This window comes from Clostridium magnum DSM 2767 (assembly GCF_001623875.1).
GTDB classification, from domain to species: Bacteria; Bacillota; Clostridia; order Clostridiales; family Clostridiaceae; genus Clostridium_AM; species Clostridium_AM magnum.
In genome coordinates, this window is sequence record NZ_LWAE01000003.1 from 107804 (window position 1) to 131300 (window position 23497).

General features: G+C 29.3%; 19 protein-coding genes, 3 pseudogenes and 1 other annotated feature. Of the genes and pseudogenes, 4 read left to right on the plus strand and 18 right to left on the minus strand.

Annotation, left to right across the window (positions count from 1 at the left end; all coding sequences use genetic code 11):
- Positions 1–63: 63 nt before the first annotated feature.
- The 10 genes and pseudogenes from CLMAG_RS13955 to CLMAG_RS13985 form a co-directional block, all read right to left on the minus strand.
- Entirely contained in the window at positions 64–1263 is a 1200-nt protein-coding gene (locus CLMAG_RS13955; RefSeq protein WP_066623429.1) for an FAD-binding protein, read from the minus strand.
- 58 nt (positions 1264–1321) lie between these two features.
- Entirely contained in the window at positions 1322–2110 is a 789-nt protein-coding gene (locus tag CLMAG_RS13960) for an electron transfer flavoprotein subunit beta/FixA family protein (RefSeq protein ID WP_066623432.1), read from the minus strand.
- Positions 2111–2158: 48 nt separating this feature from the next.
- Positions 2159–3433, minus strand: coding sequence for a nickel-dependent lactate racemase (larA, locus tag CLMAG_RS13965; protein WP_066623441.1), 1275 nt, complete (start codon positions 3431–3433; stop codon positions 2159–2161).
- Between the two features lie 812 nt (positions 3434–4245).
- Positions 4246–5811 (minus strand): L-lactate permease, encoded by a 1566-nt coding sequence (locus CLMAG_RS13970; RefSeq protein ID WP_066623445.1) that lies wholly within the window; start codon positions 5809–5811, stop codon positions 4246–4248.
- A gap of 152 nt (positions 5812–5963) precedes the next feature.
- A pseudogene (locus tag CLMAG_RS34975) lies at positions 5964–6110 on the minus strand (electron transfer flavoprotein subunit beta/FixA family protein); the annotation flags it as partial.
- Between the two features lie 5 nt (positions 6111–6115).
- Positions 6116–6261: pseudogene (locus tag CLMAG_RS34980) on the minus strand (electron transfer flavoprotein subunit beta/FixA family protein); the annotation flags it as partial.
- A gap of 218 nt (positions 6262–6479) precedes the next feature.
- A pseudogene (locus CLMAG_RS30795) lies at positions 6480–6650 on the minus strand (L-lactate permease); the annotation flags it as partial.
- A gap of 776 nt (positions 6651–7426) precedes the next feature.
- Positions 7427–8119 (minus strand): FadR/GntR family transcriptional regulator, encoded by a 693-nt coding sequence (locus CLMAG_RS13975; RefSeq protein ID WP_066623447.1) that lies wholly within the window; start codon positions 8117–8119, stop codon positions 7427–7429.
- A gap of 31 nt (positions 8120–8150) precedes the next feature.
- On the minus strand, positions 8151–8825 hold the full coding sequence (locus CLMAG_RS13980) for a ribonuclease H-like domain-containing protein (RefSeq protein WP_066623449.1): 675 nt from the start codon (positions 8823–8825) through the stop codon (positions 8151–8153).
- Positions 8826–8930: 105 nt separating this feature from the next.
- A complete protein-coding gene (locus CLMAG_RS13985; RefSeq protein WP_066623455.1) occupies positions 8931–9656 on the minus strand; it encodes an HAD-IB family hydrolase in 726 nt (241 codons plus the stop codon).
- Between the two features lie 255 nt (positions 9657–9911).
- Between CLMAG_RS13985 and CLMAG_RS13990 the strand changes: the two genes are divergently transcribed.
- From CLMAG_RS13990 to CLMAG_RS30800, 3 genes are read left to right on the plus strand one after another with little or no spacing between them, the layout of a single operon-like run.
- Positions 9912–10136, plus strand: coding sequence for a FeoA family protein (locus tag CLMAG_RS13990; RefSeq protein ID WP_066623458.1), 225 nt, complete (start codon positions 9912–9914; stop codon positions 10134–10136).
- 32 nt (positions 10137–10168) lie between these two features.
- Positions 10169–11929, plus strand: coding sequence for a ferrous iron transport protein B (gene feoB, locus CLMAG_RS13995; protein WP_066623461.1), 1761 nt, complete (start codon positions 10169–10171; stop codon positions 11927–11929).
- 17 nt (positions 11930–11946) lie between these two features.
- Complete coding sequence (locus CLMAG_RS30800; RefSeq protein ID WP_073393232.1) at positions 11947–12090, plus strand: FeoB-associated Cys-rich membrane protein; 144 nt, start codon at positions 11947–11949, stop codon at positions 12088–12090.
- 89 nt (positions 12091–12179) lie between these two features.
- Here the strand turns inward: CLMAG_RS30800 and CLMAG_RS14000 are convergent, their stop codons facing one another.
- The 4 genes from CLMAG_RS14000 to CLMAG_RS14020 form a co-directional block, all read right to left on the minus strand.
- Entirely contained in the window at positions 12180–12560 is a 381-nt protein-coding gene (locus CLMAG_RS14000; protein ID WP_066623464.1) for a CBS domain-containing protein, read from the minus strand.
- Between the two features lie 173 nt (positions 12561–12733).
- Positions 12734–13531, minus strand: a complete 798-nt coding sequence (locus CLMAG_RS14005) for a ribonuclease H-like domain-containing protein (RefSeq protein ID WP_066623467.1) — start codon at positions 13529–13531, stop codon at positions 12734–12736.
- A gap of 188 nt (positions 13532–13719) precedes the next feature.
- The gene (gene argS, locus CLMAG_RS14010) at positions 13720–15411 is read right to left on the minus strand and encodes an arginine--tRNA ligase (RefSeq protein WP_066623469.1); all 1692 of its coding nucleotides are present in this window, start codon (positions 15409–15411) and stop codon (positions 13720–13722) included.
- 112 nt (positions 15412–15523) lie between these two features.
- Positions 15524–15769, minus strand: a binding site (T-box leader).
- 121 nt (positions 15770–15890) lie between these two features.
- On the minus strand, positions 15891–16943 hold the full coding sequence (locus CLMAG_RS14020) for an LCP family protein (protein ID WP_066623478.1): 1053 nt from the start codon (positions 16941–16943) through the stop codon (positions 15891–15893).
- 304 nt (positions 16944–17247) lie between these two features.
- On the opposite strand from CLMAG_RS14020, the gene CLMAG_RS14025 reads away from it, so the two are divergent.
- Complete coding sequence (locus tag CLMAG_RS14025; protein ID WP_066623481.1) at positions 17248–17571, plus strand: CC/Se motif family (seleno)protein; 324 nt, start codon at positions 17248–17250, stop codon at positions 17569–17571.
- Positions 17572–17649: 78 nt separating this feature from the next.
- Here the strand turns inward: CLMAG_RS14025 and CLMAG_RS14030 are convergent, their stop codons facing one another.
- The 4 genes from CLMAG_RS14030 to CLMAG_RS14045 form a co-directional block, all read right to left on the minus strand.
- The gene (locus tag CLMAG_RS14030; RefSeq protein WP_066623483.1) at positions 17650–19557 is read right to left on the minus strand and encodes a [Fe-Fe] hydrogenase large subunit C-terminal domain-containing protein; all 1908 of its coding nucleotides are present in this window, start codon (positions 19555–19557) and stop codon (positions 17650–17652) included.
- A gap of 508 nt (positions 19558–20065) precedes the next feature.
- Positions 20066–20857: a methyl-accepting chemotaxis protein gene (locus tag CLMAG_RS14035; RefSeq protein WP_066623487.1), complete on the minus strand. Its 792-nt coding sequence runs from the start codon at positions 20855–20857 to the stop codon at positions 20066–20068.
- Positions 20858–20970: 113 nt separating this feature from the next.
- Complete coding sequence (locus CLMAG_RS14040) at positions 20971–22635, minus strand: putative ABC transporter permease subunit (protein ID WP_066623488.1); 1665 nt, start codon at positions 22633–22635, stop codon at positions 20971–20973.
- Complete coding sequence (locus tag CLMAG_RS14045; RefSeq protein ID WP_066623490.1) at positions 22628–23353, minus strand: ABC transporter ATP-binding protein; 726 nt, start codon at positions 23351–23353, stop codon at positions 22628–22630. The genes CLMAG_RS14040 and CLMAG_RS14045 overlap by 8 nt, the downstream gene beginning before the upstream one ends.
- Positions 23354–23497 lie beyond the last annotated feature (144 nt).

Below are 23497 nucleotides of genomic sequence, written 5' to 3' on the forward strand. Positions count from 1 at the left end.
AAACTTTTTAATCCTGTTTTCAACTTTAACTAAATAACTTTTAAGATTTTTCATTTAATCTAATTAAGCTATTCCTTTTCCTTCTTTTATATCGCTAATAAGTTTTGGAATTATTTCATATATATCTCCTACTATTCCATAGTGAGCTACATTAAATATTGATGCTTTAGGGTCCTTATTTATAGATATAATACATTCTGAGTTATTCATACCTGCTGCAAATTGAACTGCTCCAGATATTCCACAAGTTATGATTAATTTTGGTTTTACTGTTCTACCGCTTAATCCTATTTGCTTCTTTGCATCTGACCATCCTGCCTCAATTAGTGGTCTTGTCGTAGCTATTTGTGCTCCAAGTAAATCTGCTAATTCCTTTATCATAGCTAAATCTTTTTCAGCCTTTAACCCTCTACCTACTGCAACTATTACTTCTGCGTCAGATATGCTTGCTTCTACTACTTTCTTAGTTACTTTTAATACATTTATATTTGAACCAAGTTTTGATTTGTCCATATCTGCAACTGTAATTTTTCCTGAGGCCTCAGAGGATCTCTCTGGTGCATTCATAACCTTATATCTTACTGTGGCAAGCTGTGGTCTATTGTTTGGATTTATAATTTGAGCCATTATGTTACCACCAAAGGCAGGTCTTATTTGAACTAAGTCTGTGTTTTCCTTCATATCTAGAATTGTACAGTCTGCTGTAAGTCCAGTTTTAAATCTTGCCGCTACTCTTGGAGCAAGGGATCTTCCCACGGTTGTTGCTCCTACTAATAGTGTTGATGGTTTTACTTTGTTTATGAACTCTTCCATTGCAGCAGTATATGGTTCTATTGTGAAGTCTTTTAACTCTTCATAGTCATATACATATACTTCATCTACTCCATAGTGTAAAAGTTCTTCAGCTCTATCCTTTACATCATGTCCTACAAATACAGCATACACTGGATGGCTTATCTTAGCTGCCAGTTCTTTAGCTTTTCCTATTAATTCATATGTTACAGGGTGAATATCACCTTCTACATGATCTACATATACAGCTACGCCTCTCCATAAGCTTTTGTCTATAGCTTCTGTTTCTTCTTCAACAAACTCCATTACTCCAGCTGGTCCATTTTTAACACAAAGCTTACACATTTTACAGCCTGCATTAACTTCTATTTTTCCACCCTTATCTTCTATTGCTCCAAAAGGACATATACTTACTAATTCTTCTATAATTGAAGGAGTTAACTTCTCCTGATTTACAACTAATTTACCCACTTTTCCATTCCTCCTAGCTTTTTACTACATTAATTGATACTCTAATTTTAAAATCTACTTAGATGAATTTTAATTCTTTAAGTTTTAGACTTAATTTTTCTGAAAGTTCTTCCCCTGTTCCATTCCACATTTCTTTATCGGTGTTAACAGCTGGTGGAAATATTCTTTCAACCTGTGTTGGTGATCCATTTAATCCATATCTCTTTTCATCTTGATCTTCAAAGTCTTTTAGGCTTAACATTTTAATTTCTCTATCCTTAGTTTCTAATTTCTTTCTATAGGATGGAAGTCTTGGTTGGAAAATATCCTTTTCTACTGTTAGTAGACATGGGAATTTTATTTCTGCTACCTCTATAGTATTTGGCATATCCATTTCAACAACCATAGCATCATTTTTTATATCTTCTATCTTTATAACATTTGCTATATGTGGAATTCCTAAATACTCTGCCATTTCTGGTCCTACTTGTGCTGTATCTCCATCAGTTGTTTGTTTTCCACATAATATTAGATCTATATTTCCCATTTGCTTAACACCTTGGGATATTGTATAAGATGTTGCAAGGACGTCTGCTCCTGCAAACTTTCTATCTGAAAGAAGTACTCCTTCATCTGCCCCCATCATGTATGCTTCTTTTATTACCTCAGTTGCTTGTGGTGGTCCCATAGTTATTACTTTAATAGTACCACCCTTTTGTTCTTTTATTTTTAGCGCTGTTTCTAAAGCATATAGGTCATATGGATTCATCTTTGAATCTACTCCATCTCTTTTTAACACACCTGTAACTGGATCTACTTCTACTTTTGTAGTTCCTGGCACTTGTTTAATACATACTAATATATCCATATTTATACCTCCAAATTTTTATTATCTATTAATTAACTTTTAAATAGTTTATCTAACTATAACTGACACTCCATCAGGAATAACTGCCACTTTAGCATCCATGCCTTTTAATTCGTAAGCTCTTTTTAGTGCTTCTTCAAAAGTATAAGCATGTTCCATGTGCATATTTTTTATCATTTGAGGGTCACACATATCAGTTACTAATATAATTGTATATTTATCAAGCATTCTAGCTAGTATCTGGAATTCCCATTGATCTGGAACAGTTTCATTTCTTGGCACTTTAGCTATTCTATCTAAAAGCGCTCTAGGTGATTCTGCATTAGCTAAGTTATCATGGAAAGACTGTCCACCATGTCCATCATTACAAGCGGATACCATAATTATTACTCCACCTTCATTACAAGTTGCTTCTGCAGCAGTCATACCTTTAACAGACTGATACATATTTTGGTCTAGAGGATATCCTCCATTAGTTGAGATTGCAATATCAGCATCTACTTTATCAACCTTTGAAAGTTCTAATACAAATTGGCAACCTTTCTGATGAGCAAACTGACTGTGACCTGCTACCGCATTAATAATTTTCTTTTCACTATTAATTACTACATTAAGAATAAAAGCAAGTTTTGATTTTTCAGCTGCATAAAGCATATCTCTGTGTATTGGGTTATTTTCAAGTATTCCTGTTCTAGCATATGGACTTGCTATAAACTCACCACAGTGATTTGCCATAACTGTAGTTGCTGATGCAATTCCTGGAAGTACACTCTTTCTTCCACCGGAGAATCCAGCAAAGAAGTGAGCTTCTATAAATCCTTCAGCTATTAATAATTCTGTTTCAACAGCTAATTTATTTATTATAAGTTCTCCACCGGAAGGAAGAATTCCCACTTTAACTAAAGAACTGTCATCAAAGGCATCATGAACTATTATATTTTCATTTTTAACTATTTCTTCACCAAACTTATTTACAAGTTCTTCATGAGTAGTTGCTCTGTGAAAGCCTGTTGCAATAAGAATTTTTATATCTATATCAGGATTAACTGATCTTATTCTTCTTAAAAGTATAGGCATTGTGATTTTACTTGGAACTGGTCTTGTATGATCGCTAGTTATAATCACCATATTCTTTTTGCCTTCTACTAAAGTTTCCAAACTTTCACTTTCAATTGGATTGTCCAAAGCTTTTTCAACAATTTCTTCTTGAGATAATATTGGCTTAAATTCCTCAGCTTTTGACTCTAATATGCCAACTAGATTTTTATCTGCAATTTCTATTTCAAGCATTTTCTTATGATATGGTATTTTTATTTTTGTCATCTGGAATTACCTCCCTGTCATTAAGTATTAAAATCTAAATATTAGTTCCGTAAAGTAAGCTATAACTCCTAAAACTATTACATATATACTATACAGAATTTTAATGTTTAGTTTAGTATATTATCTTCTGCACATGAAAGCGAGAATGAATTTAATCCTAAAAATTTAGATGTCTCTACTTGAAGTGGTCCAAATAAATTTATTTATTTTTTGGTAGTATGGTCTGACCACTTTTGTTGAATTTATAATATCATAAATTTTAGAACATTTCTATAATAGTTATTTCGTTAACAGTGCAGTTAAATTTTTCACTTGTAACGTTTACACTGGTTTTACACAACTTGTCGAATTCTTGATAAATTAAATTTTTTTATAATTTCTATTTTAAAATTTCAAAGTTACCAATTATGGTTATTTTATTAACAAATTATAAGTTACTTTAATTTTTTTAATTGTATTATTCTTGAGTTTTTGAATAAACTTATTTAATAAACATATTTTTACCTTAGACAATTATTTGATTACTCAGATATTTAAAGCAATTATTTAAGGGTTAAGTTAAAATATACTTTAAGGAATTATTATTTATACTATATGCCTCTAGTTGCAACTATAAACACACTACTGGTATTATGGTATTACCAGTTATGTGTTTATAGTATCATAAATGAAATATCATTGTACTATATTTCAATATATTTTTACAGTTATTAGTCGGTTTCACAAAAGTGGTGGTCGAACCTATTTTCATACTTCAGCTCTGACTTAGTCATAATAATCATTCTTTTCTAACTTTTTCATTTTTTATTATTCTATAATGTTCCTAAAAAACATATGATACCAGCAATAACTACATAACATATAAAATATTTAAACACACTTCCTAAAATTTTACTTTCTGAACCAGATTGTTTAATTGCACTTGCACCAATGGCAATACTTTGAGGACAAATCATCTTTCCGATACCTGCTCCTAGAACGTTTGCTGATGCCATCCATGCTGGAGAAAGTCCAAGATTTTTCGCTGTTTCTGCTTGTAATCCTCCAAATAAAACACTTGTTGATGTACCTGAACCAGTAACAAATCCTCCAATAGCTCCGATTAATGGGGCGAATAACGGATATGCTGATCCAGTAACTGCAACTAGGAATTTTGCAGTGTCTGAAATCATTCCACTATAGCCCATTGTCTTCGCTACTGACATAACGCAACAGATTGTAACGATTGTTTTCCAGTTTGCTTTTAATGTAGCAACCAATACATCAAACATCGTTGATACTTTGGCACCCTGAACAAGGCCCCCAATAATTGCAGCAACAAAAATTATAACACCTGGTGTATTAATCCAACTAAAAGTCAGTTTACTTCCGCCTTTACCAGCATATACAACAACAACGCTTTTGATTGGTGCAATCAACTTGTTAACTGATGGAAATAAAGTTGATGTAAACAGTAACATTATGAATATTAAAATAAATGGGCACCATGCTTGTAATGCTTTACCAAATGATATAGCTTCTTCTTTATTCTGAGTTACTGATGCAGCTATCTCTTCATTTGTAACCTGAGCTTCAATGGAATACTCAGCTTGAGGTTTTTTATTAAATACTTTTGATGCGATAACTGTACATATCATACAACAAATAGAACCTACTATATCTGGCAATTCTGCTCCAATTACTGTTCCTGCAATATACCAAGGTAGTACAAATGATGCTGAAGAAACTAATGTAACAGCGAAAGCTCCCTTTAATGCCTTTATTCCACCACCTACAATGCATACCATAATAAACGGACTAATAAAGCAAAGAATTACTTCAATAATTACTGTATTTGCTGCCAATACTGCAGATGGAACTCCTGTTATTGATGAAAGTGTCACCAAAGGTATTCCAACTGATCCAAATGCAGTTGGTGTACTATTAGCAACCAAACATGCTAGAACTGCCGAAAATGGATTTACTCCAACACCAAAGAGCATAGATGCTGGAATAGCAACTGCTGTACCGAATCCAGCCATTCCTTCCATAAAGTTACCGAATCCCCATCCAATAAGTAATACTAAAACTCTTTTATCAATAGAGACTCCGGCCAACATTTTTTTTATGGATTCCATTGCACCTGTACGTAAAGTCAAATTATACGCAAACAAAGCTGCAACAATAACTAAACAAATTGGCCACAAGGCGTTGAGTATACCCTCTAATACCGCTGATGCAGCATAAACTGCATTTAGTTTCCAGAAACCAATAGCTAAAACTAAAGTAAGAACAAGCGCAATAGAAGTAGCTTTGTGAGCTGGCATTTTTAACCTACTCAATGCAACTATCAGCCAAATAATTGGTAATACTGCTACTAAAAATTTTACAAATAACATTCCTTTTCCCCCTTATTTTAATCTTTTCATGGAACTACCTTTTTATCAATTACTACTACCATTTGTATTGTGATTATATAAATTTCTCTTTGTTAATTTAATACTATTTTTTATAATTTTGTTTCTATTCCTAATCTAAGGAATGAAAACCCTTACTTTGACTTTACTTTTTTCATTTGCTCCATAACAGCACTTACTGCTAGTGTAGCATCTTTCTCTTGAATTTTGATACCAGCCTCTTTATTAGGAGGTTCAACATATTCAATGCAACATACTTTTACTTGTTTTACCTCTCCAATTTTTGCTGATGAAATTCCATGACATTATCTTTAAAAACGATTTCAATCGTACTACAAAGCCTGTTCCCAATTTTTCACCAAGCACTGCTCGTACATGACCAGTAATTTCATCTGTAGATTCCTTACTACAAAGAATTAAATAAAATTTTTCATATCTTTGTCCAAATGGATTTCAACAGAATCATCTGGAACCTGTTTTACACATAACAGAATTTCATATTTTCACTCTCCTTTACATTTTTACATTATTAGACTATTTTTTGATAGAATCATTATGTATTTAATTTTTGTAAATTACCATTTTATAATTTTTGGTCTCATAAAGTATGCTACAACTCCTAAAACTATTACATATACTATACAGAATTATAATGTTACATTTAGTATCTTACTTTCTGCACCTGCAAGTCCTGTAGCTACTGCTATACTTTGAGGTGATATCATCCTACCAGCTGTAGCTCCACCTGTATTTGCTGCTGCAAGCCAGAATGAATCTAATCCTAAGGATTTAGCTTCCTCTACTTGAAGCTGTCCAAATAAATTGATTTATTTTTTGGTAATATGGTATGACCATCAATCATCAAATTCATAGTATCACACAATTTGGAATGTTTCTACTATAGTTATTTCCTTAACATTACAGTTAAAATTTTCACCTATAACGTTTACATTGGTATTTCAATGCTTATACAATTTTCCGTAAATTGAAATTTTTTTAATTTTTTGTTTAGTATTTTTTATTTTGTCAATTGAGGTTATTTTATTAACAAGTTATAAGTTAATCTCGTGATTTGAGCTGTACTATCCTTGAATTTTCTAGTGTATTTATTTAAGATACATTCCTTAAACTTTAATAATTATTCAACTATCCAAATAATTGAAATTATTACATGCTTATTTAGGGGTTGAATCTAAAATGTACTTCGAGGAATTATGATTAATTTGTCCTATATATCTATACTTTTAACTTTAGATATTCAAGTGATATTGTGGTCTTACCAGTTATACATTATGTTGTCACACAATTTAAAATATATCTACAATTGTCGTAAGAATAGCATATGAATCCAATATAAATTATGAATAACACCTCATATATTCTCTAAATTTTTCATATATAGCGTTTATTTCTTATCAAATCTATTTAGGTTTCACTTCCTGTGTTTACATATTTAAATCTGGGGTTTTTATTAGATATGAATTTTATAACCTTATTTTTTGGTAAATCGTTATTTTTCTTGATATTGTTTTAACATTACAAAAATGCAGAAAAGGCCTACCACAGTGTGAAGATAGGCCTTTTTGCTATAATTAATTTACTTCATCATGTATTCATTTGCAAAGTCAAGATGCTTTCTCATAGCTTCTGCTGCTTTTTTTGAGTTGCGAATTTTAAGAGCTTCATAAATATCTTCATGTTGCTTAAGTAGAAGTTCCTTATTTTGTTCAGCTGTAAGTATTTTTTTTCGTGCGTCCTCTATAAATGAATCTATTAATGAAGAGATCGCATTTAATATATTAACTATTATAAAGTTTTTTGAAGCTCTTGCAATTTCATAATGAAATTTTTTGTCTATTTTTACGTTATCATTTTCATCCGTTGTACTTCTAAGTGCTTTTATCAATATATCTAAATTCTCTAGCTCTTCTTTTGTTATTTTCTGTGCAGCCATAGCAGCTGTCTCTACCTCTATAATCTTTCTTACTTCTATAATTTCCTCAGGACTACCCTCTTGAAGCATAAACATTATTGATAAAGGTTCAAATAAACTATTCTCCGGATTTTCCTTTATATAATTCCCTTCACCTTGTTTACATTCAATTAGTCCTATAATTTGAAGTGCTCTTAATGCTTCTCTTATTGATGTTCTACTTACTTGTAGATGTTCTACCAGTTCTCTTTCTGAAGGAAGCTTATCTCCTTTTTTTAGAGTACCATTTGAAATCATATCTTTGATTTGATCTATTACTTGTTCATAAACCTTTGTATTTTTTATTGGACTAAACATTAATCAAACTCCTTATTAATCCATAATTTAATTATTCTGTGGTTTCATCTAATATATTACTATTAACTACACTATTCCAATTAACATATATGTGAAATAAACTTACTACATCTTGCTGATTATATAAAAGTATTTTTTCTTTTTTATCTTCTGGCATTCTTGATATATAATCACTATCTTTAATAATCTTGCTAAAAGTCTTTGCAAGGTTAGATCCGCTAATAAGCTCACTATCTCTAAAAATACTAAATTTTCTTTCAAGTGCCTTTAGGCCAATAGGTTCCCGTTTTTCCTTTTCATATTGTTTTTGTAAATCAAGATGAAAAAAATGTTCATTTATATCAAAGTCTATTTTATACTTCTCAAATAAATAGTTAATTACTGTAAAATCATTATTGCCTGAAAAAGTTATTATATACCTTTTATTATATTTTTCGTACATAAGTTTAAAATAGTCTCTAGCAAGTTTTAATATACTTTTTATATCATTTTTATTTTCAATCATATACTGAGTAACTTCTAGCTTATTTTCTTTCATGTCAAAATAACAACATCCAAAAACCCCTATACATATAGGTTTTTTGTATATATAATGCTCTAAGTCAAAAAACAAGGCATCCTTAAACAAATGACTGTTTCCTTCTATTGTAAGCAAATTCTGTTCTTCTACAGTGCTCACGTTTACAGTTTCATGTCTTTCTATCACTATACCACTCTTTTCCAATTAATTATGCAAAATTCTCTGCTGTAATATTATATCATTTTTTATTATATATTCACATACATATATAAATTAAAGTGTAACTTAAATCTAGAAACTATTAATACATTCTGGCTTAAGATTGTATACTACATCCTTTCTTTCAACTACTATTTGTATCCTTTTATTAAGCTCTTCATCATTCAATACCTTTTTTAGAATTTCATTTGTTGGATTTACGCATATAGGATATTTAACCATACTAAACATAGAAAAATCTCCTGCAGTGTCTCCATAGGCATAACTTTCATTAATATCAATTTGGTACTTATCTACTACCTCATTAATAGCCTTCTTTTTACTCTCACTATCCCACATAGGTGTTACATCACCGGTATATATATCATTCTCGTCTAAAACATATGCCGCACCTCTATAGTCGTCAAACCCGTACTTGATAGACATTTCCCTTACTAATTCGATAGGACTTCCTGAAATTGTTATTACTTTATGGCCTTTTTCTTTGTGCCATTTTATTCTGTCTCTTGTATAAGTATAAACTCTATCTCCCTTTTGAGATATTACATTTTTAGCTATAAATTCAATTTGTGACTTATGAAGTCCTTTGATAGCTTCAATGTATATGTCAGCCATCTTTAATAGGTAGTTATCATAATTTCCCTGTCTTTTATCCCACCTGTCATACTCTGGTTTAACTTCCTTATACCATCTATCAGAGGGAATTATCTCATACTTTACTAATTTTTTAAATACTTCTGCTATTAATCCTTCTCTATATAAGGTTCCATCTATATCAAAAAAAGCTGCTATGTTCATCTTACTCCTCCTTTAAAATAAAAACTTATATTCATTAATTCAAAACATATTTGGGATTTTATTGTGTTAACTATAATATATGCAATTATGATATAAAGATTGCAATCATAAATTATATTAATTCTTATACTAACCCTCTTTTTTAAATAATAACACATATTGGCTTATTTTAACACATCATTCTTGACAAGCCCTAGCAAAGATGATATTATTAAATTAAATAAATGATAATGATTTTCATTACGAGGTGGTAATATGTGTATTTGTGATTTAAAACCAGGTGAAAAAGCTTTAATAGATTATATTTGCGGAGATGAAAAGTTAGCAAAACGACTTCTTGCTCTCGGTTGTATAGAAGGAACTGAAGTTGCTTATAAAGCATCTGCTCCCTTTGGTGATCCTATTATTATAAATCTACGAGGCTTCAATTTAGCTATTAGAAAAAAAGATGCAAAAAATATTTTTGTTAAAAATGATTAATTTCAAAATTTTATTTACACAGGAGGACTTTTATGATTACAGCAGCTTTGTTAGGTAATCCAAATGTAGGAAAAACTTCTCTTTTTAATATTTTAACTGGCTCTAACCAATACGTGGGCAACTGGCCTGGTGTTACTGTTGATAAAAAAGAAGGTTTTTTAGACAGTTCTATAAGAATTGTAGACCTACCAGGAATTTATGCAATGGATACATATTCTAATGAGGAAAAAGTAGCAAAGGAATTTTTACTCAATGGTAATGCAGACGTAGTAATAAATATAGTCGATGCATCTAATCTGGATAGAAATCTTTATCTTTCAACTCAATTGAAAGAGTTTAATAAACCGATAATTTTAGTTTTGAATATGGTTGATGTAGCAGAATCAAAAGGTATGCAAATAGATTATTCACGATTATCTAAGGAATTAAATGTTATGGTTGTTCCAATAGTAGCTTCCAAAAACAGAGGTATCGATGAACTTAAAAGAATACTTCAGGGAGGTGATTTTTTAAGTTCTTCAATTGAGAATGGATGTCATTTTCAGAACGAAAAAGAGACTTATAATTATATAAGTAGTATTTTAAGTAAATGCTTAAAGTATACAAAAAAGGATTCTATTTCAATCTCAGAAAAAATAGATAAAATTGTACTTAATAAATATTTAGCTTACCCAATGTTTTTGGCAATTTTATTTTTGATTTTTAAGTTTACTTTCAGTTGGGTAGGACAACCTTTAGCAGATATTTTTAGCGATTTTATGGATTCTAGCTTTATACCTTACTTGAAGGAGCTTCTAGCGAACACTGCTCCTTGGTTTAGCTCATTATTAGTTGATGGAATAGTTGCTGGAGTAGGTTCTGTTATCGTGTTTTTGCCAGTTATACTAGCACTATTTTTAGGAATTTCTATACTTGAAGATAGTGGTTATATGGCAAGAGCGGCTCTAATGATGGACAAGGTAATGAGAAGAATTGGTTTATCCGGAAAGGCATTTATTCCACTTATAATAAGCTTTGGATGCTCAGTTCCAGGAATCATGTCTGCAAGGACATTAGAAAGCGAAAGGGATAGAAAACTTACAGCTCTTTTATCTCCGCTTATGTCCTGCAATGCTAGACTTCCTGTATATGCAGCTTTTATATCTGCTTTTTTCCCTGAACATGCAGTTGGTGTAATTATTTCACTGTACTCTATTGGAATATTGACTGCTTTTATAATAGGACTTTTGTTTAAAAATACATTGTTTAAAAAGGACGAAGAACCTTTTATAATAGAACTTCCAGAATATAAACTACCTGAGTTTAAAAATCTTATGATTCATACATGGGATAAAGGAAAGGGCTTCTTAAAGAAGGCTGGAACAATAATTTTTTCAGTATCAGTTATTGTTTGGTTTTTATCTAATTTTAATTTTTCAGGAATGACTGAAATGAACAACAGTATACTTGCTTCTATTGGAAAATTAATAAGTCCAATTTTTCAACCTCTTGGTTTTGGTTCTTGGGAAAACTCTGTTTCCTTGCTAACTGGACTTATGGCTAAGGAAGTAGTTCTTGGTACTATGGGCGTTATTTATGGAGGAGATTTAAATGTAACACTATTAAATCACTTCACACCAATTTCAGCTTATGCTTTCTTAGTTTTTGTATTATTATATACTCCGTGTATATCTGCTGTAGCTGCAATGAAAAAAGAGTACGGAAATAATATGGCTATATTTTCTGTACTATATCAGTTTGGTCTTGCATGGATTGTATCCTTTATAGTATTTAGAATTGGATCTTTATTTTAAGGTTGGGAGGTTTTAAAATGTCTTTTGAAATTATAGTAACTTCAATTATAGTTATGTCTGCAGTTTATATATTTTATAAGAACATAAAGAAAAAGTCAGCTGGTAAATGTGATTGCGGTTCTTGTTCTAGTCACTGTTCTAGTTACAAGAAAACACCTTAAATAGAATAAGATTTTAACTAAAACTCAAGTACTTAATAATACTTGAGTTTTTCTATGTTTAAAACTAATTTTTATCTAAATTATTCTATTCATTTGTTGTACTTTTCTATAATATAATCCATTATATCTTCAATAGTAACTATTCCGACAATAACACCTTCATCAATAATAGGAACTGCTATTATATCATTTTGTCTTAGTCTTTTTGCAATATCTAAGATATCTTCGCTTATAGACGCTGTGATAACTTCTTTTGTCATAACCCAATCTACAGGGCAAGTTTCATAATGACCTTCCTCCATTAGAAACCTATATATATCAGCTTTAACTATCATACCTACAAGCTTTCCGTCATCATCTACTACTGGGGCCCCGTTTATTTTATTGTCATTCATTATATCAATGGCTTTACTTAATGTATCTTCTATTTTTAATTTTATTATATTTGAATGCATAATTTTACTAATCATAACTATCCTCCCTTTTTTAATTCTATTATACTTTAAATTCAACTTAAAGTCTAAATGTTTTTAATTAGCAAAATATTTAATAATTATGTCTTTAAGTATACATAAGACTTATTTTTTTACTTATCTATGAAAATCATGCTATAATAAACAATAGTTATTAACACTAAACTCTGCTAATAACTATTGTTTATTATATTTGTCATTTCTTCACAGTCTCTATATCCTTTTAAAATTTGATCTATTATTCTAGCTGCTGCTTTCTTAGATATTCGCTCCAAATCAGCATTTAATTGTAATTCGTTTTTCTTTAATAGACTTTTTAAATATTTTAGTTGTTTATCCGTTATACCATCTTCCCTAATTAGGTTGTGGTTATTTTCAACTTTATAAATAAATTCATGTATCTTTGGAAGATTTAAAACATCTTCGTAATTATGAAGCATTATTGTTTCCTTTAATGCTTGTTCATAAGTAACTAAGAATTCTTCATACAAATCTACACTTATTCCTCCATCAATTTTATCTTCCCTTTGGATTCCAATATGTTTTTCAACACTTTTAAGATTACACCTTTCCATACCAAGTTGTTTATAGTACGGTCTAATACGCCTGTATAAGTCAATATGATGCTTTGGAGCTTCAAAGAATATATTATGTTTCTCCATCCTTTTCTTTATAAAGGGTTCATCAAAGGCTATACCATTATATGAACACCACATACTATACTTTTTTAAATCTGCTTCAAATTCACTTAAAATATCCTTCTCATCTTCTAAAGATTCGGCAAAGTATTGTTTAATATAAAAATTATTATAATCTATAAATCTACCTAGAGATATTAATATTAAACTATCTTCTTCCCTATCAAAACCAGTTGTTTCTATATCAAAATATGCTATATCCATCATACTATAGCAATCAAATACATCATCCTGTATGTCTAGTAGGTCATTATATTCTTTTATAAACATTCAAAGTCCCCCAAACAATTGTTAATAAAAGTTCTTTTTTGTAAAATCAAATTTTGATTTTACTCCTTAGCCATCTATATAAAAATAGGAGTATAATAATATTATATAACAAAGGAATTAGTTTGAAAACGGAAAATACCATAAAGTGGCAATGAATACAAATTCATTGCCACTTTTAATAATCAAATCTACATCTTTTCAACTACTTCAAGGCCAATTAACTTTAATCCATTCTTTATTACCTGACAAGTAGCTTCTACAAGTTTCAATCTAGCTTTCTTTGTTTCTTCGTCCTGTGAATTTATTATATTATGAGCATTATAGAATTTATTAAAACCTTTAGCTACTTCTATTATATATCTTGTCACCATAAAAGGTTCTAGTCTATCTATAGCGTCTAATATAGCCTTATTAAAGCCCTCAAGTGATTTTATAAGTTCAAATTCTTCTATAGAATTTAATTTACTATAATCTACGTCGCCAGTTATTTCTCCTGCTTTTCTTAGTATACTCTTACCTCTTGCATAACTGTATTGTACATATGGACCTGTTTCACCATCAAAACTTAGCATTTCTTTCCAATCAAATACTATATCTTTTTCTCTATTATTTTTCAAGTAAGTAAATACTACAGCTCCTATGCCTATCTTTTTAGCAGTTTCTTCTTTATTCTCAAGATCTGGATTCTTTTCATTTATTACTTCTAATATTTTTTCTATTGATTCATTCAACAAGTCTTCAAGGAATATAACATCCCCTTTTCTTGTTGATAACTTCTTATCAGCAAATCTTACAAGTCCGAAGGCTACATGCTTGCATGAATCTGCCCAATCATGTCCCATAAGCTTTAATGTAGTAAACAATTGTTTAAAATGAAGACTTTGGTCCATTCCAACTACATATATGCTCTTTGCAAAATCATAGTTTTTCTTTCTATAAGTTGCTGCAGCCAAATCACGTGTTGCATAAATAGTTGCTCCGTCAGCTTTTTTTATAATACATGGTGGCATATTGTATTCATCAAGCATTACAACCTTTGCGCCATTACTTTCTACAAGTATACCCTTATCATCTATTTCCTGAATTACATCATCCATTTTATCATTATAGAAGCTTTCACCAGCATAGGAATCGAATTCTACTCCAAGCATTTCATAAACATTTTTAAATTCCTTTAAACTTAGATCTTTAAATCTCTGCCAAAGCTTAACTTCTTCTTCACATCCATCTTCTAGCTTTTTAAAGTACATTCTGCCTTCATCTTCCAAGGATGGATCTTTTTCTGCTTCATCATGGAATTTAACATATATTCTTAGTAATTCTTTTATAGGGTCCTTTTCTAAAGCTTCATCATCACACCATTTTTTATAGGCAGATATAAGCTTTCCAAACTGAGTACCCCAGTCTCCTAAATGATTAATACCTATACAGTTATATCCTTGGGAGGATAATATTTGATATAGTGAATTTCCTATAGCAGTACTAAATAAATGACCTACATGGAAAGGTTTTGCAATATTAGGTGATGAATAGTCTATTGTTATGTTTTTTCCTTTTCCTATTTCTGAGGAACCGTATTTATCTCCCTTGGAAATAACTTTTTCGATAGTGTTTTTTGTAAATGCTAACTTATCTACGAAAAAGTTTAAATATGGTCCTAAGTTTTCTACCTTTTCAAAACCATCCTGATTTACTTTTTCTTTTATGTCTTGAGCAATCATGTTTGGTGCTTTTCTTAAAGTCTTTGATAGTTGAAAACAAGGGAAAGCATAATCACCCATACGGGACTGTGGTGGTATTTCTATAAGCTTCTCGATAGTTTCTAATTCCAAATCTACATTTTCTTTTATTCTTTCAGCAACTAATTTTTTGTAATCCATATTCAAACCTCCAGTTAATTCTCGGGAATTGATATTTTTAAAAGGTAAGTAAACAATTACTCTTTTTATATCCCAAATTAATTATTATAATTATAAAAACCCGTCTCTAATATATAGAGACGGGAATATATCCGTGGTACCACTCTTGTTGACAAGGCCATTATACCAAGTCCACTCAAAACTTTAACGCAGTTAACGGCTTGCTTGTGATTTAATGAATGCATCATTATACCTTTTTCGCAAGCTTCTCCAAGGCTCTCTTCCTTTTTAGCTTCCTCACAGGCTTCCACCATCCCTGCTCGCTTATGTGTTATTGTTGAGGTTTGTTAAAAAGTACTCTTCTTTTCAATGAATTTACTTTATGATTTACAATTCATTATATTACTTGTTTTTATTTTTTGTCAATACTTTTGCTAAATATTTTCAAAGAATAACAAGTTCAATATACTATCATACTACCTTGTTATTCTTTGAGTAGATCACATAGAAACTACATTCTCATTTATAGTAGTTATTTCAGCTTTACGACCATTATATATTGATGAATTATCAGGAACTTTTACATTATATGATTCTGTGCTAGGATATATAAATTTATGCAATTCTATTGCAGTTTCTTTTAAGTTTGGAATTAAAACAGACATTCCTTTAATATAAGTGTCTTTATAACAATTATCAACTGGAAGCCTTAATGTATCAGGCGTATAACTATCAAAATTGTAGACAGTATATCCAAGTTTTAATACTGAACCAAATGAAATATCTGTTTTCACATAAGGTGAAATAGTAGAATATATGGAAGGAAGTTTTGTAGTATTCACTTCTTTTAATTTTGATAGTAGAAGTGATAACACCCTTCTTTGTCTTTCAGTTCTTTCATAATCACTATTTCCGACTTTTCTTATTCTGCAATATGATAGTGCTTGTTGTCCATTTAGAAACTGCATACCTTCTTTGTTTATAACAGTAGACTTACTTCCATTAACTTCTTCTATATACTTATTAATCTCATTAACCTCATGTTTTTTAACATCTAATTCTATTCCTCCCACCTTATCAATCAATGACTGAAAACCTTGAAAATCAATAGACGCATAATAATCTATATTTAGATCAAAATTATATCTTATAGTCTTTTTCAATAATTCTATACCACCAATTTGAAAAGCAGAATTAATTTTATTGTAACCTTTTCCTGGTATCTCAACATACATATCTCTCATTAATGAAGTTAGTTTAACTTTTTTTGTATTAGGATCAATAGTTGCAATTATTATAGTATCTGTCTTACTATCTTCATAATCCCCTCTAGTGTCTACTCCAACAAGAAGGATATTTTTAATATTTGTTTCTGTTTCATAATTTTTTTCTTCAACTTCTGGTGCTTCACTGGTATCTTCTTTAGAAGTTTCATTTTTAACAAGATCACTATTATATTTATATTTAGCAAATGAATATGAACCTGTAAATATCATACCTATTAATAAAATTATTGATAAAATCCATATTGCCACTTTCTTAATTTTACTCATAACACAGTCCTCCTAATATTCTTTTTCCACATTAAAAAAAAAATAACCACGAAATTTAATTTTCGCAGCTAATAATATTAACCAAATAACCCAAGGAATTTCTTTTTTGTTTCAGTGTTGGTTGTAGTTGACTATGTAGATTGATTAAAATCAAATCATTATCATATTTTTATCTTAGACTAGTGCTATTTTTAAAGTTTTAATTAATAAAGTAATTTTAAACGTTGCCAAGAAAATGATATAAGATGTACAATATATTATAGTATACTTAATTGTAAAAACTTAATAAAAACGGGGTGTTATTATGAATATCGAAATTAAACAAGGAGTTAAAGAGTATCTAAATAAAAGAAATGTTCAAGATATTTATATAAAAATGGACAATAGAGGAGGCTGCTGCTCAGGACCAGTTTACGTTCCTGTGGTCAAGGTTGGAAAACCATCTTATATCAATATGTATGACTTTTTCATAAAAGATGAAATTACAGTTTACGTTCCTAAAAAAATGAATAACGAAGAAATTAAAGATATTACAATTAAGCTTCGCAATATTTTAGGTTATAAGTCCTTAATTGTAAATGGTGTACTTGCATATAAAGAAAAAAATTGGGAAAAGAAAAAATATTAATATATTCAAAACCCTCCACGATATTACAGAAACTTTTTGCTTCTGTTATCGTAGAGAGTTTTTTGTTTATATATTTGGTTATACAAGTTTTTTTGTTGATAAAACAATCTCTTCTCCCTTTGCAGTAGTTTCCTCTATTGTAGCTGAAATAGTTTGAATAGAACTAGTAATACTATCTATCTTACTAGCTAAATTATCCGAAACATCCAATATCTTACCAACTAAATTAATCATTACATCCTCATCTTTTTTAGTTGATGTGGCAACATTTTTAGATTGTTCCGCTAACTTTTTAACCTCTTCAGCAACAACTGCAAATCCTTTACCTTCTTCTCCTGCTCGAGCAGCTTCGATAGAAGCATTTAACGAAAGAAGACTTGTTTGTCCTGCTATATTTACAATTTCTCTAGAAGCGTTAGAAAAATGTTCAACGCTATTTTTCATTTCATCTACTCCATTTTTAAGTAAATTTGAAGTATTAATTATTTCTTCCAATTCTTTAGATATATTTTGAATAGCGATAGAGCTTTCCTCACTTCCTTTAGCTACCTCATCTATAGATAGTGCAATTTCTTTAACATAATTATTTAAATTTCTAGCCTTCTCTTCCCTTTCTTTATTCATTATTTCAATATCATCTAGTGCTTTCTGTATTTGATAGTTCTTTTCTTCAAGCTTCCTATTTTCAACTTCAATAGCCTTTTTTATATAGTACATACAATTTTCCTTCATATTTATATCATTGAAAATTGTTTTAGCCATATTATTACATGTATCATAACCACAAGCAGAACAATTTAATTCCCTATCTTCATCTGTATATTTTAACATATCATTAAAAATATTATTATAATCTGAAGCAGAAGGTTCTTTAATCTGATGGATTTCTTCTTTTGAATACGCCCTTATAAAATCATCTAATCTTAACTTTTTATCAAAATACCCATCTATAGCTCGTATTCTGTTTTTAAACATATTTTCTTTTTCCTGAAGCTTTTCTTCTTTAAATTTCAAAAATTTGTGTTCTATATCATAATCATTTAGTCCATCTACACATGCAGTTCCTTGGTTACACCCTTTAGAACAATTTAGTATATCTACAACATTAGGTATTTGTTTACCTTTTTTTGCATAATCATTATATATATCTAAGTAGTTTTTAAATTCATTAGGACCTTCAACTTGTTTTACTCGCAAGTTCTTTCTTCTAGCTTCAATATTTGACTTTAATCCACCAGGGATACTGTATACGCATCCTAGACTGGAAGGAATATTATCAAAATCCACTTCATTATATTTGCTAATATCTATATTGTGTTCTTTGATATAATTCATTAATTTCTTAAAAGTAACGTTATATGTTATTAGACTTTTAGTATTCTTATCATTAATTTCAACTATTTTGCCTATACATGGCGATAAAAAAGCTATAGAATCTATCATATTGGTATAATTTTTAAGATATATAGCAGTACACATAATAGGACTATGAATAGGTGCTAGATATTCAATTAAATCATGCTTATATTTCTCAATATAGTTAACGACTACAGAACAAGGTTGTGCTATTAAGGATTTAATGTTATTTTCTTTAATATATTTTAGATACGCCCATGTAGTTATGTCTGCACCAAAAGATACATCGTATATACCGTTTACTTTTAAGTTTTTTAAATATCCTAGTATTCTTTTATAATCCCAAAAGTTAGCTCTTATTGCTGGTGCTACAATTACGCTTATTGGTTTTCCATTATTTAGATCAGCAAAAAATCTTTCGGTATCGTCTTCAAAATACCTAGCCTTATGTTGACATACTTCAATGCATTTTCCACAACTTATACATTTTACTTCATCTACAACTACTTTGCTTTCATTATTTTCATCTATAAAAGAAATATTCGCACCAAGTATTGGGCATTCTCTTATACATTTGTTACAGCCTGTACATTTTTCTTTTTTTGTTCTAATAGGACTTATACTACTCATAAAAATACTCTCCTTGTTACTAATAATATATGTATAAAATTTTATTAATATTTTTATAATTATTCCTTTCGAAAACATTTTTTAATTTTTATGTTATAACATTATATATGAGATTTAATTAATTATCGACTGCATTAGAAAAAAAATAAATACCTTTTTAGGAAAACATATCATATTTTTCTTTATCATCCAATTACTTCTATATTTTAGCACACAATTACATTAATTTCACCTTAAATTTATTATTATTAAAGGATTGATTAAATATTATTTAAACTAATATTACTTGACGTTTAATGTAGTCAACCTACATAATCTTTTTCGACACAAAATTTCATGGAAAAATTAAATTTTGTGGATTATTTTAAATAAATTTACAGTAGTTGAAATAAAATAAAGACTTAATGTTGAAATTAAATTTATTTCAATACTAAGTCCCATATTTTTTAAGCAAGTTCAAAATTATTTGACAAAAGTAATTTTGAAACAAACCATTCATAGTTATGTATTAACTTGTCTCTTTTACAAGTCTATCAACTGCTAAATTAACTTTATCTGAGGCATCCACCTGCGCTTCAGATAAATGATTTAATTTAGCAGTTTCATCTTTAATTTTTTTTATTTCATCAGATAATTGATTTAATATCCTTCCAATTTCCACACTAAAGTTTTTGTTACTTTCAGCTAATTTTTGTATTTCTGTTGCTACTACTGAAAATCCTTTACCTTGTTCTCCTGCTCTAGCGGCTTGAATCGCAGCATTTAGCCCTAATATCTTAGTATGCTTAGCCATTTTATCTACATATTTAACTATCTCATCAGTTTTAATTATATATTCATTTGAATTTTCGGTACAAAAAACCAAATTTTCACTAACTTTATGAATACTATCGACACTACCTGTTATATGCCTTAGTTGTTGTTCTATTGTATAAGAAGTGTCTGCAATTGTTTCCATACTGTTATTTAATTTATTTAGAGTCTCCATATCCTTCTTTACTAAAGATATAATTAATAGAGCTGCTTTAGAATCAAGTATTGTACACTTATCTTTAAACTTATCTAATAGAATACTAGAAACATTTTTATTACCTGTTACTTCTAAAATTAAATCAGTATTATCTGGATTTATATCATCAATAGATTTACTGCATCGAATTCCTTGATCCTTTGCCAATTTAATACCTAAAGCATCCATATCTCTATCTATAACCATATCAATTTTAATGTCTTCGATATTGGTAAAAGAACGTATAATATTACATCCACCTTGGCCTGCTCCAACAATAACTATATTCATTAACTTACACCACCAAATCCTTTATATTTTAACGATTAAATACGACAATATAAGCTAATTTTATACCAATTTACTTGAAATTTCAACGTTTTCAAGTAAATAATAGACATTATTCAACTTTCAATTTCCTGTATTATATTTATGCTTTTAGCCATAGTAAATTTATATAGAATAAAATCTATTATCAACAAAATTAAAGACAATGTTATACTAACAACAAAAGAGTAATTTTCGAATTTTACTATTAAAAATCCTATTGCTGCAGCTGTAATCATACCAATTAACAAAGTTATAACTACATTAAAATTTTGTTTTACAGCTTTAACTTCGTTATCCCAGTTTAGTTTTGGAAAGTTCAAGTCAATTAATATTCCAATTATTGAGATAAAAGTAATTGCTGGTAGTGATAAAAATAGTATTACTAATAGCAAGAATACTGGTGGTTTAATTAATATAATACCAACTAACAACATTATTAAAATAGCTACTATGCTCATTATTATTCCTGATAATAACTTTGCAGTAAGCTGGATAGTATATCTTACAGGGATATATTTGCTTATAAATAGATTTTTGCCTTCTCTTGATATAGCTGTCGCAGTTATACCGTTACTAGAACTTAATAATAAACTAGCTGATATAGAAAGCCCTGCAATTAATCCCATAAATTTCGAGTCTCTTACAAGAATAGATGTTACCCTTATATTATTCATTATTTCTGGTTGTGTAAAAATCGGAATTAAAATAAATACTGGCCATAAAAAATTCATTAATATGCAGTTCATAAAGTAAGCAGGTGTTCTAAAAAGGATTTTTAGTTCTTTAATCACTAGTGTTTTAATTGATGAGTTTTGTGATACTGATTTTACTAATTCCTTAGAAGTTATTTCCTCTCTTTTTGATGATATTTCTGAAATCCCAACTATCCCTTTAAAATATAGCTTTTCTCCCAACGCTAAGAATACTACTACAATGGCTGCTGTGACCCCTAAAAACATAAGCATATTGATAAATCCCTGAAAACTACTATTTAAAATTAGCGCTTTTGTAGCAATAGATGATCCTGGAAATATTTTGTTAGAAATTGATATTAATGAATTGTTTCCAGACCTTAATATTTTAAGCATTTCATCAGGATTAGTAGTTGACATACCAATTTTTTGCATCCAACTATTAATACCAACAGCTATAAACATTGCTGACACTCCACCTATAACTTTTAATTTATCTTTATGTCTTCCTACATTTGTAAAGCTCATTATTAACATAATTAAAAATGAGGCTATACTTAATGGTATTATAGGTAAAATCAAAAATAAAATTATTCCATACAAATAGTATAAAAATGATCCATTACTTTTTGTTCCATACACAATAAGCAGTGGAAGAAGTATAATCCCTTCAGTCAAATACTCATAAAATAATGCTACTGTAAATTTAGCTCCTAGTATATGAGACTGCTTAAAAGGTAATGGCAGTAAAATTTCTATATCATTAGCAAAATAGAGCACATTTTGTGAATAGAAAATACCGAAGAAAAATATAAACATACATACAAATGAGATTCCTAAAGCTAAAATTAATCCTTGCTGATTTACTTCAAATAACACATCATATGCCTTGGAAACAAAACTAAACATAAGTGCTATTGTTGGTAGAAAGGCAGCTGCAAGAATAGTCCAAAGAACTACAGTTTTTGTTCTTCTTTTCTTATCTATAGTAAGAGAATTACTTCCATTCTTGAAAAGTACTTTTGTTAAACTTATATATTTATTCATCTCCAGTCATCTCCAAAAATATATTTTCCAAAGACTTATCTTCTTTAAACTGTTCTTTCAATTCTTTAAAAGTTCCCAAAAACAATATTTTGCCCTTATTTATAATAGCAAATCTATCACATATTTTCTCAGCTACTTCTAATATGTGTGTAGAAAAAAATACTGTATTTCCTTTATCTGCATGTTCTCTCATCATTTCCTTTAGAATATAAGAAGATTTTGGATCTAAACCTGTCATAGGTTCATCTAATATCCATACAGATGGATTATGTATTAGCACACCCATAATAACTGTTTTCTGTCTCATACCATGAGAATAGCTTTGAATCTGATCTTTAAGTGCATTACTCATTTCAAATCTCTGTGATAATTTTTTTATAATAGTTATTCTTTCTTCAATTCCTACATCATAAATATCTGCCATAAAGTTTAGATACTCAATACCTGTAAGCCTTAAAAACATATCTGGATTATCCGGAACAAATCCAAATTGTTTTTTTGCTTTTATAGATTCTTTTCTTATATCTATTCCATTTATTAATATATTTCCACTAATGGGATTTATGATTCCTGTAATCATCTTTATAGTAGTAGTCTTTCCTGCACCATTTGGTCCCAAAAAACCGAATATTTCACCATTAGGAACAATTAGGTTAAGACTATCAACTGCTTTTATTTTGCCATTGTAACTCTTAGTTACATTTATTAATTCTATCATTTTTTATCTCCCTTAAATTTCCTCATGCAAAACAATAACTTTTATACTTACATCTCTATCAAAGCAATAATATGTGCACGTTTCCAGCTTCACTTCATATTTTTTAGTTTAAGGTGATTATGAAATGAAAATTCAGGATTATAA

Coding starts and splice junctions, on each gene's coding strand:
- CLMAG_RS14005 (WP_066623467.1), bottom strand. CDS start 13,531: ATGTTTATAAAAGAATATAATGACCTACTAGACATACAGGATGATGTA.
- CLMAG_RS14020 (WP_066623478.1), bottom strand. CDS start 16,943: ATGAGTAAAATTAAGAAAGTGGCAATATGGATTTTATCAATAATTTTA.
- CLMAG_RS13985 (WP_066623455.1), bottom strand. CDS start 9,656: ATGAACATAGCAGCTTTTTTTGATATAGATGGAACCTTATATAGAGAA.
- CLMAG_RS30800 (WP_073393232.1), top strand. CDS start 11,947: ATGTCTTTTGAAATTATAGTAACTTCAATTATAGTTATGTCTGCAGTT.
- CLMAG_RS14025 (WP_066623481.1), top strand. CDS start 17,248: ATGAATATCGAAATTAAACAAGGAGTTAAAGAGTATCTAAATAAAAGA.
- CLMAG_RS13970 (WP_066623445.1), bottom strand. CDS start 5,811: ATGTTATTTGTAAAATTTTTAGTAGCAGTATTACCAATTATTTGGCTG.
- CLMAG_RS14030 (WP_066623483.1), bottom strand. CDS start 19,557: ATGAGTAGTATAAGTCCTATTAGAACAAAAAAAGAAAAATGTACAGGC.
- CLMAG_RS13975 (WP_066623447.1), bottom strand. CDS start 8,119: ATGTTTAGTCCAATAAAAAATACAAAGGTTTATGAACAAGTAATAGAT.
- CLMAG_RS14035 (WP_066623487.1), bottom strand. CDS start 20,857: ATGAATATAGTTATTGTTGGAGCAGGCCAAGGTGGATGTAATATTATA.
- CLMAG_RS14040 (WP_066623488.1), bottom strand. CDS start 22,635: ATGAATAAATATATAAGTTTAACAAAAGTACTTTTCAAGAATGGAAGT.
- larA (WP_066623441.1), bottom strand. CDS start 3,433: ATGACAAAAATAAAAATACCATATCATAAGAAAATGCTTGAAATAGAA.
- feoB (WP_066623461.1), top strand. CDS start 10,169: ATGATTACAGCAGCTTTGTTAGGTAATCCAAATGTAGGAAAAACTTCT.
- CLMAG_RS13960 (WP_066623432.1), bottom strand. CDS start 2,110: ATGGATATATTAGTATGTATTAAACAAGTGCCAGGAACTACAAAAGTA.
- CLMAG_RS13990 (WP_066623458.1), top strand. CDS start 9,912: ATGTGTATTTGTGATTTAAAACCAGGTGAAAAAGCTTTAATAGATTAT.
- CLMAG_RS14045 (WP_066623490.1), bottom strand. CDS start 23,353: ATGATAGAATTAATAAATGTAACTAAGAGTTACAATGGCAAAATAAAA.
- CLMAG_RS14000 (WP_066623464.1), bottom strand. CDS start 12,560: ATGATTAGTAAAATTATGCATTCAAATATAATAAAATTAAAAATAGAA.
- argS (WP_066623469.1), bottom strand. CDS start 15,411: ATGGATTACAAAAAATTAGTTGCTGAAAGAATAAAAGAAAATGTAGAT.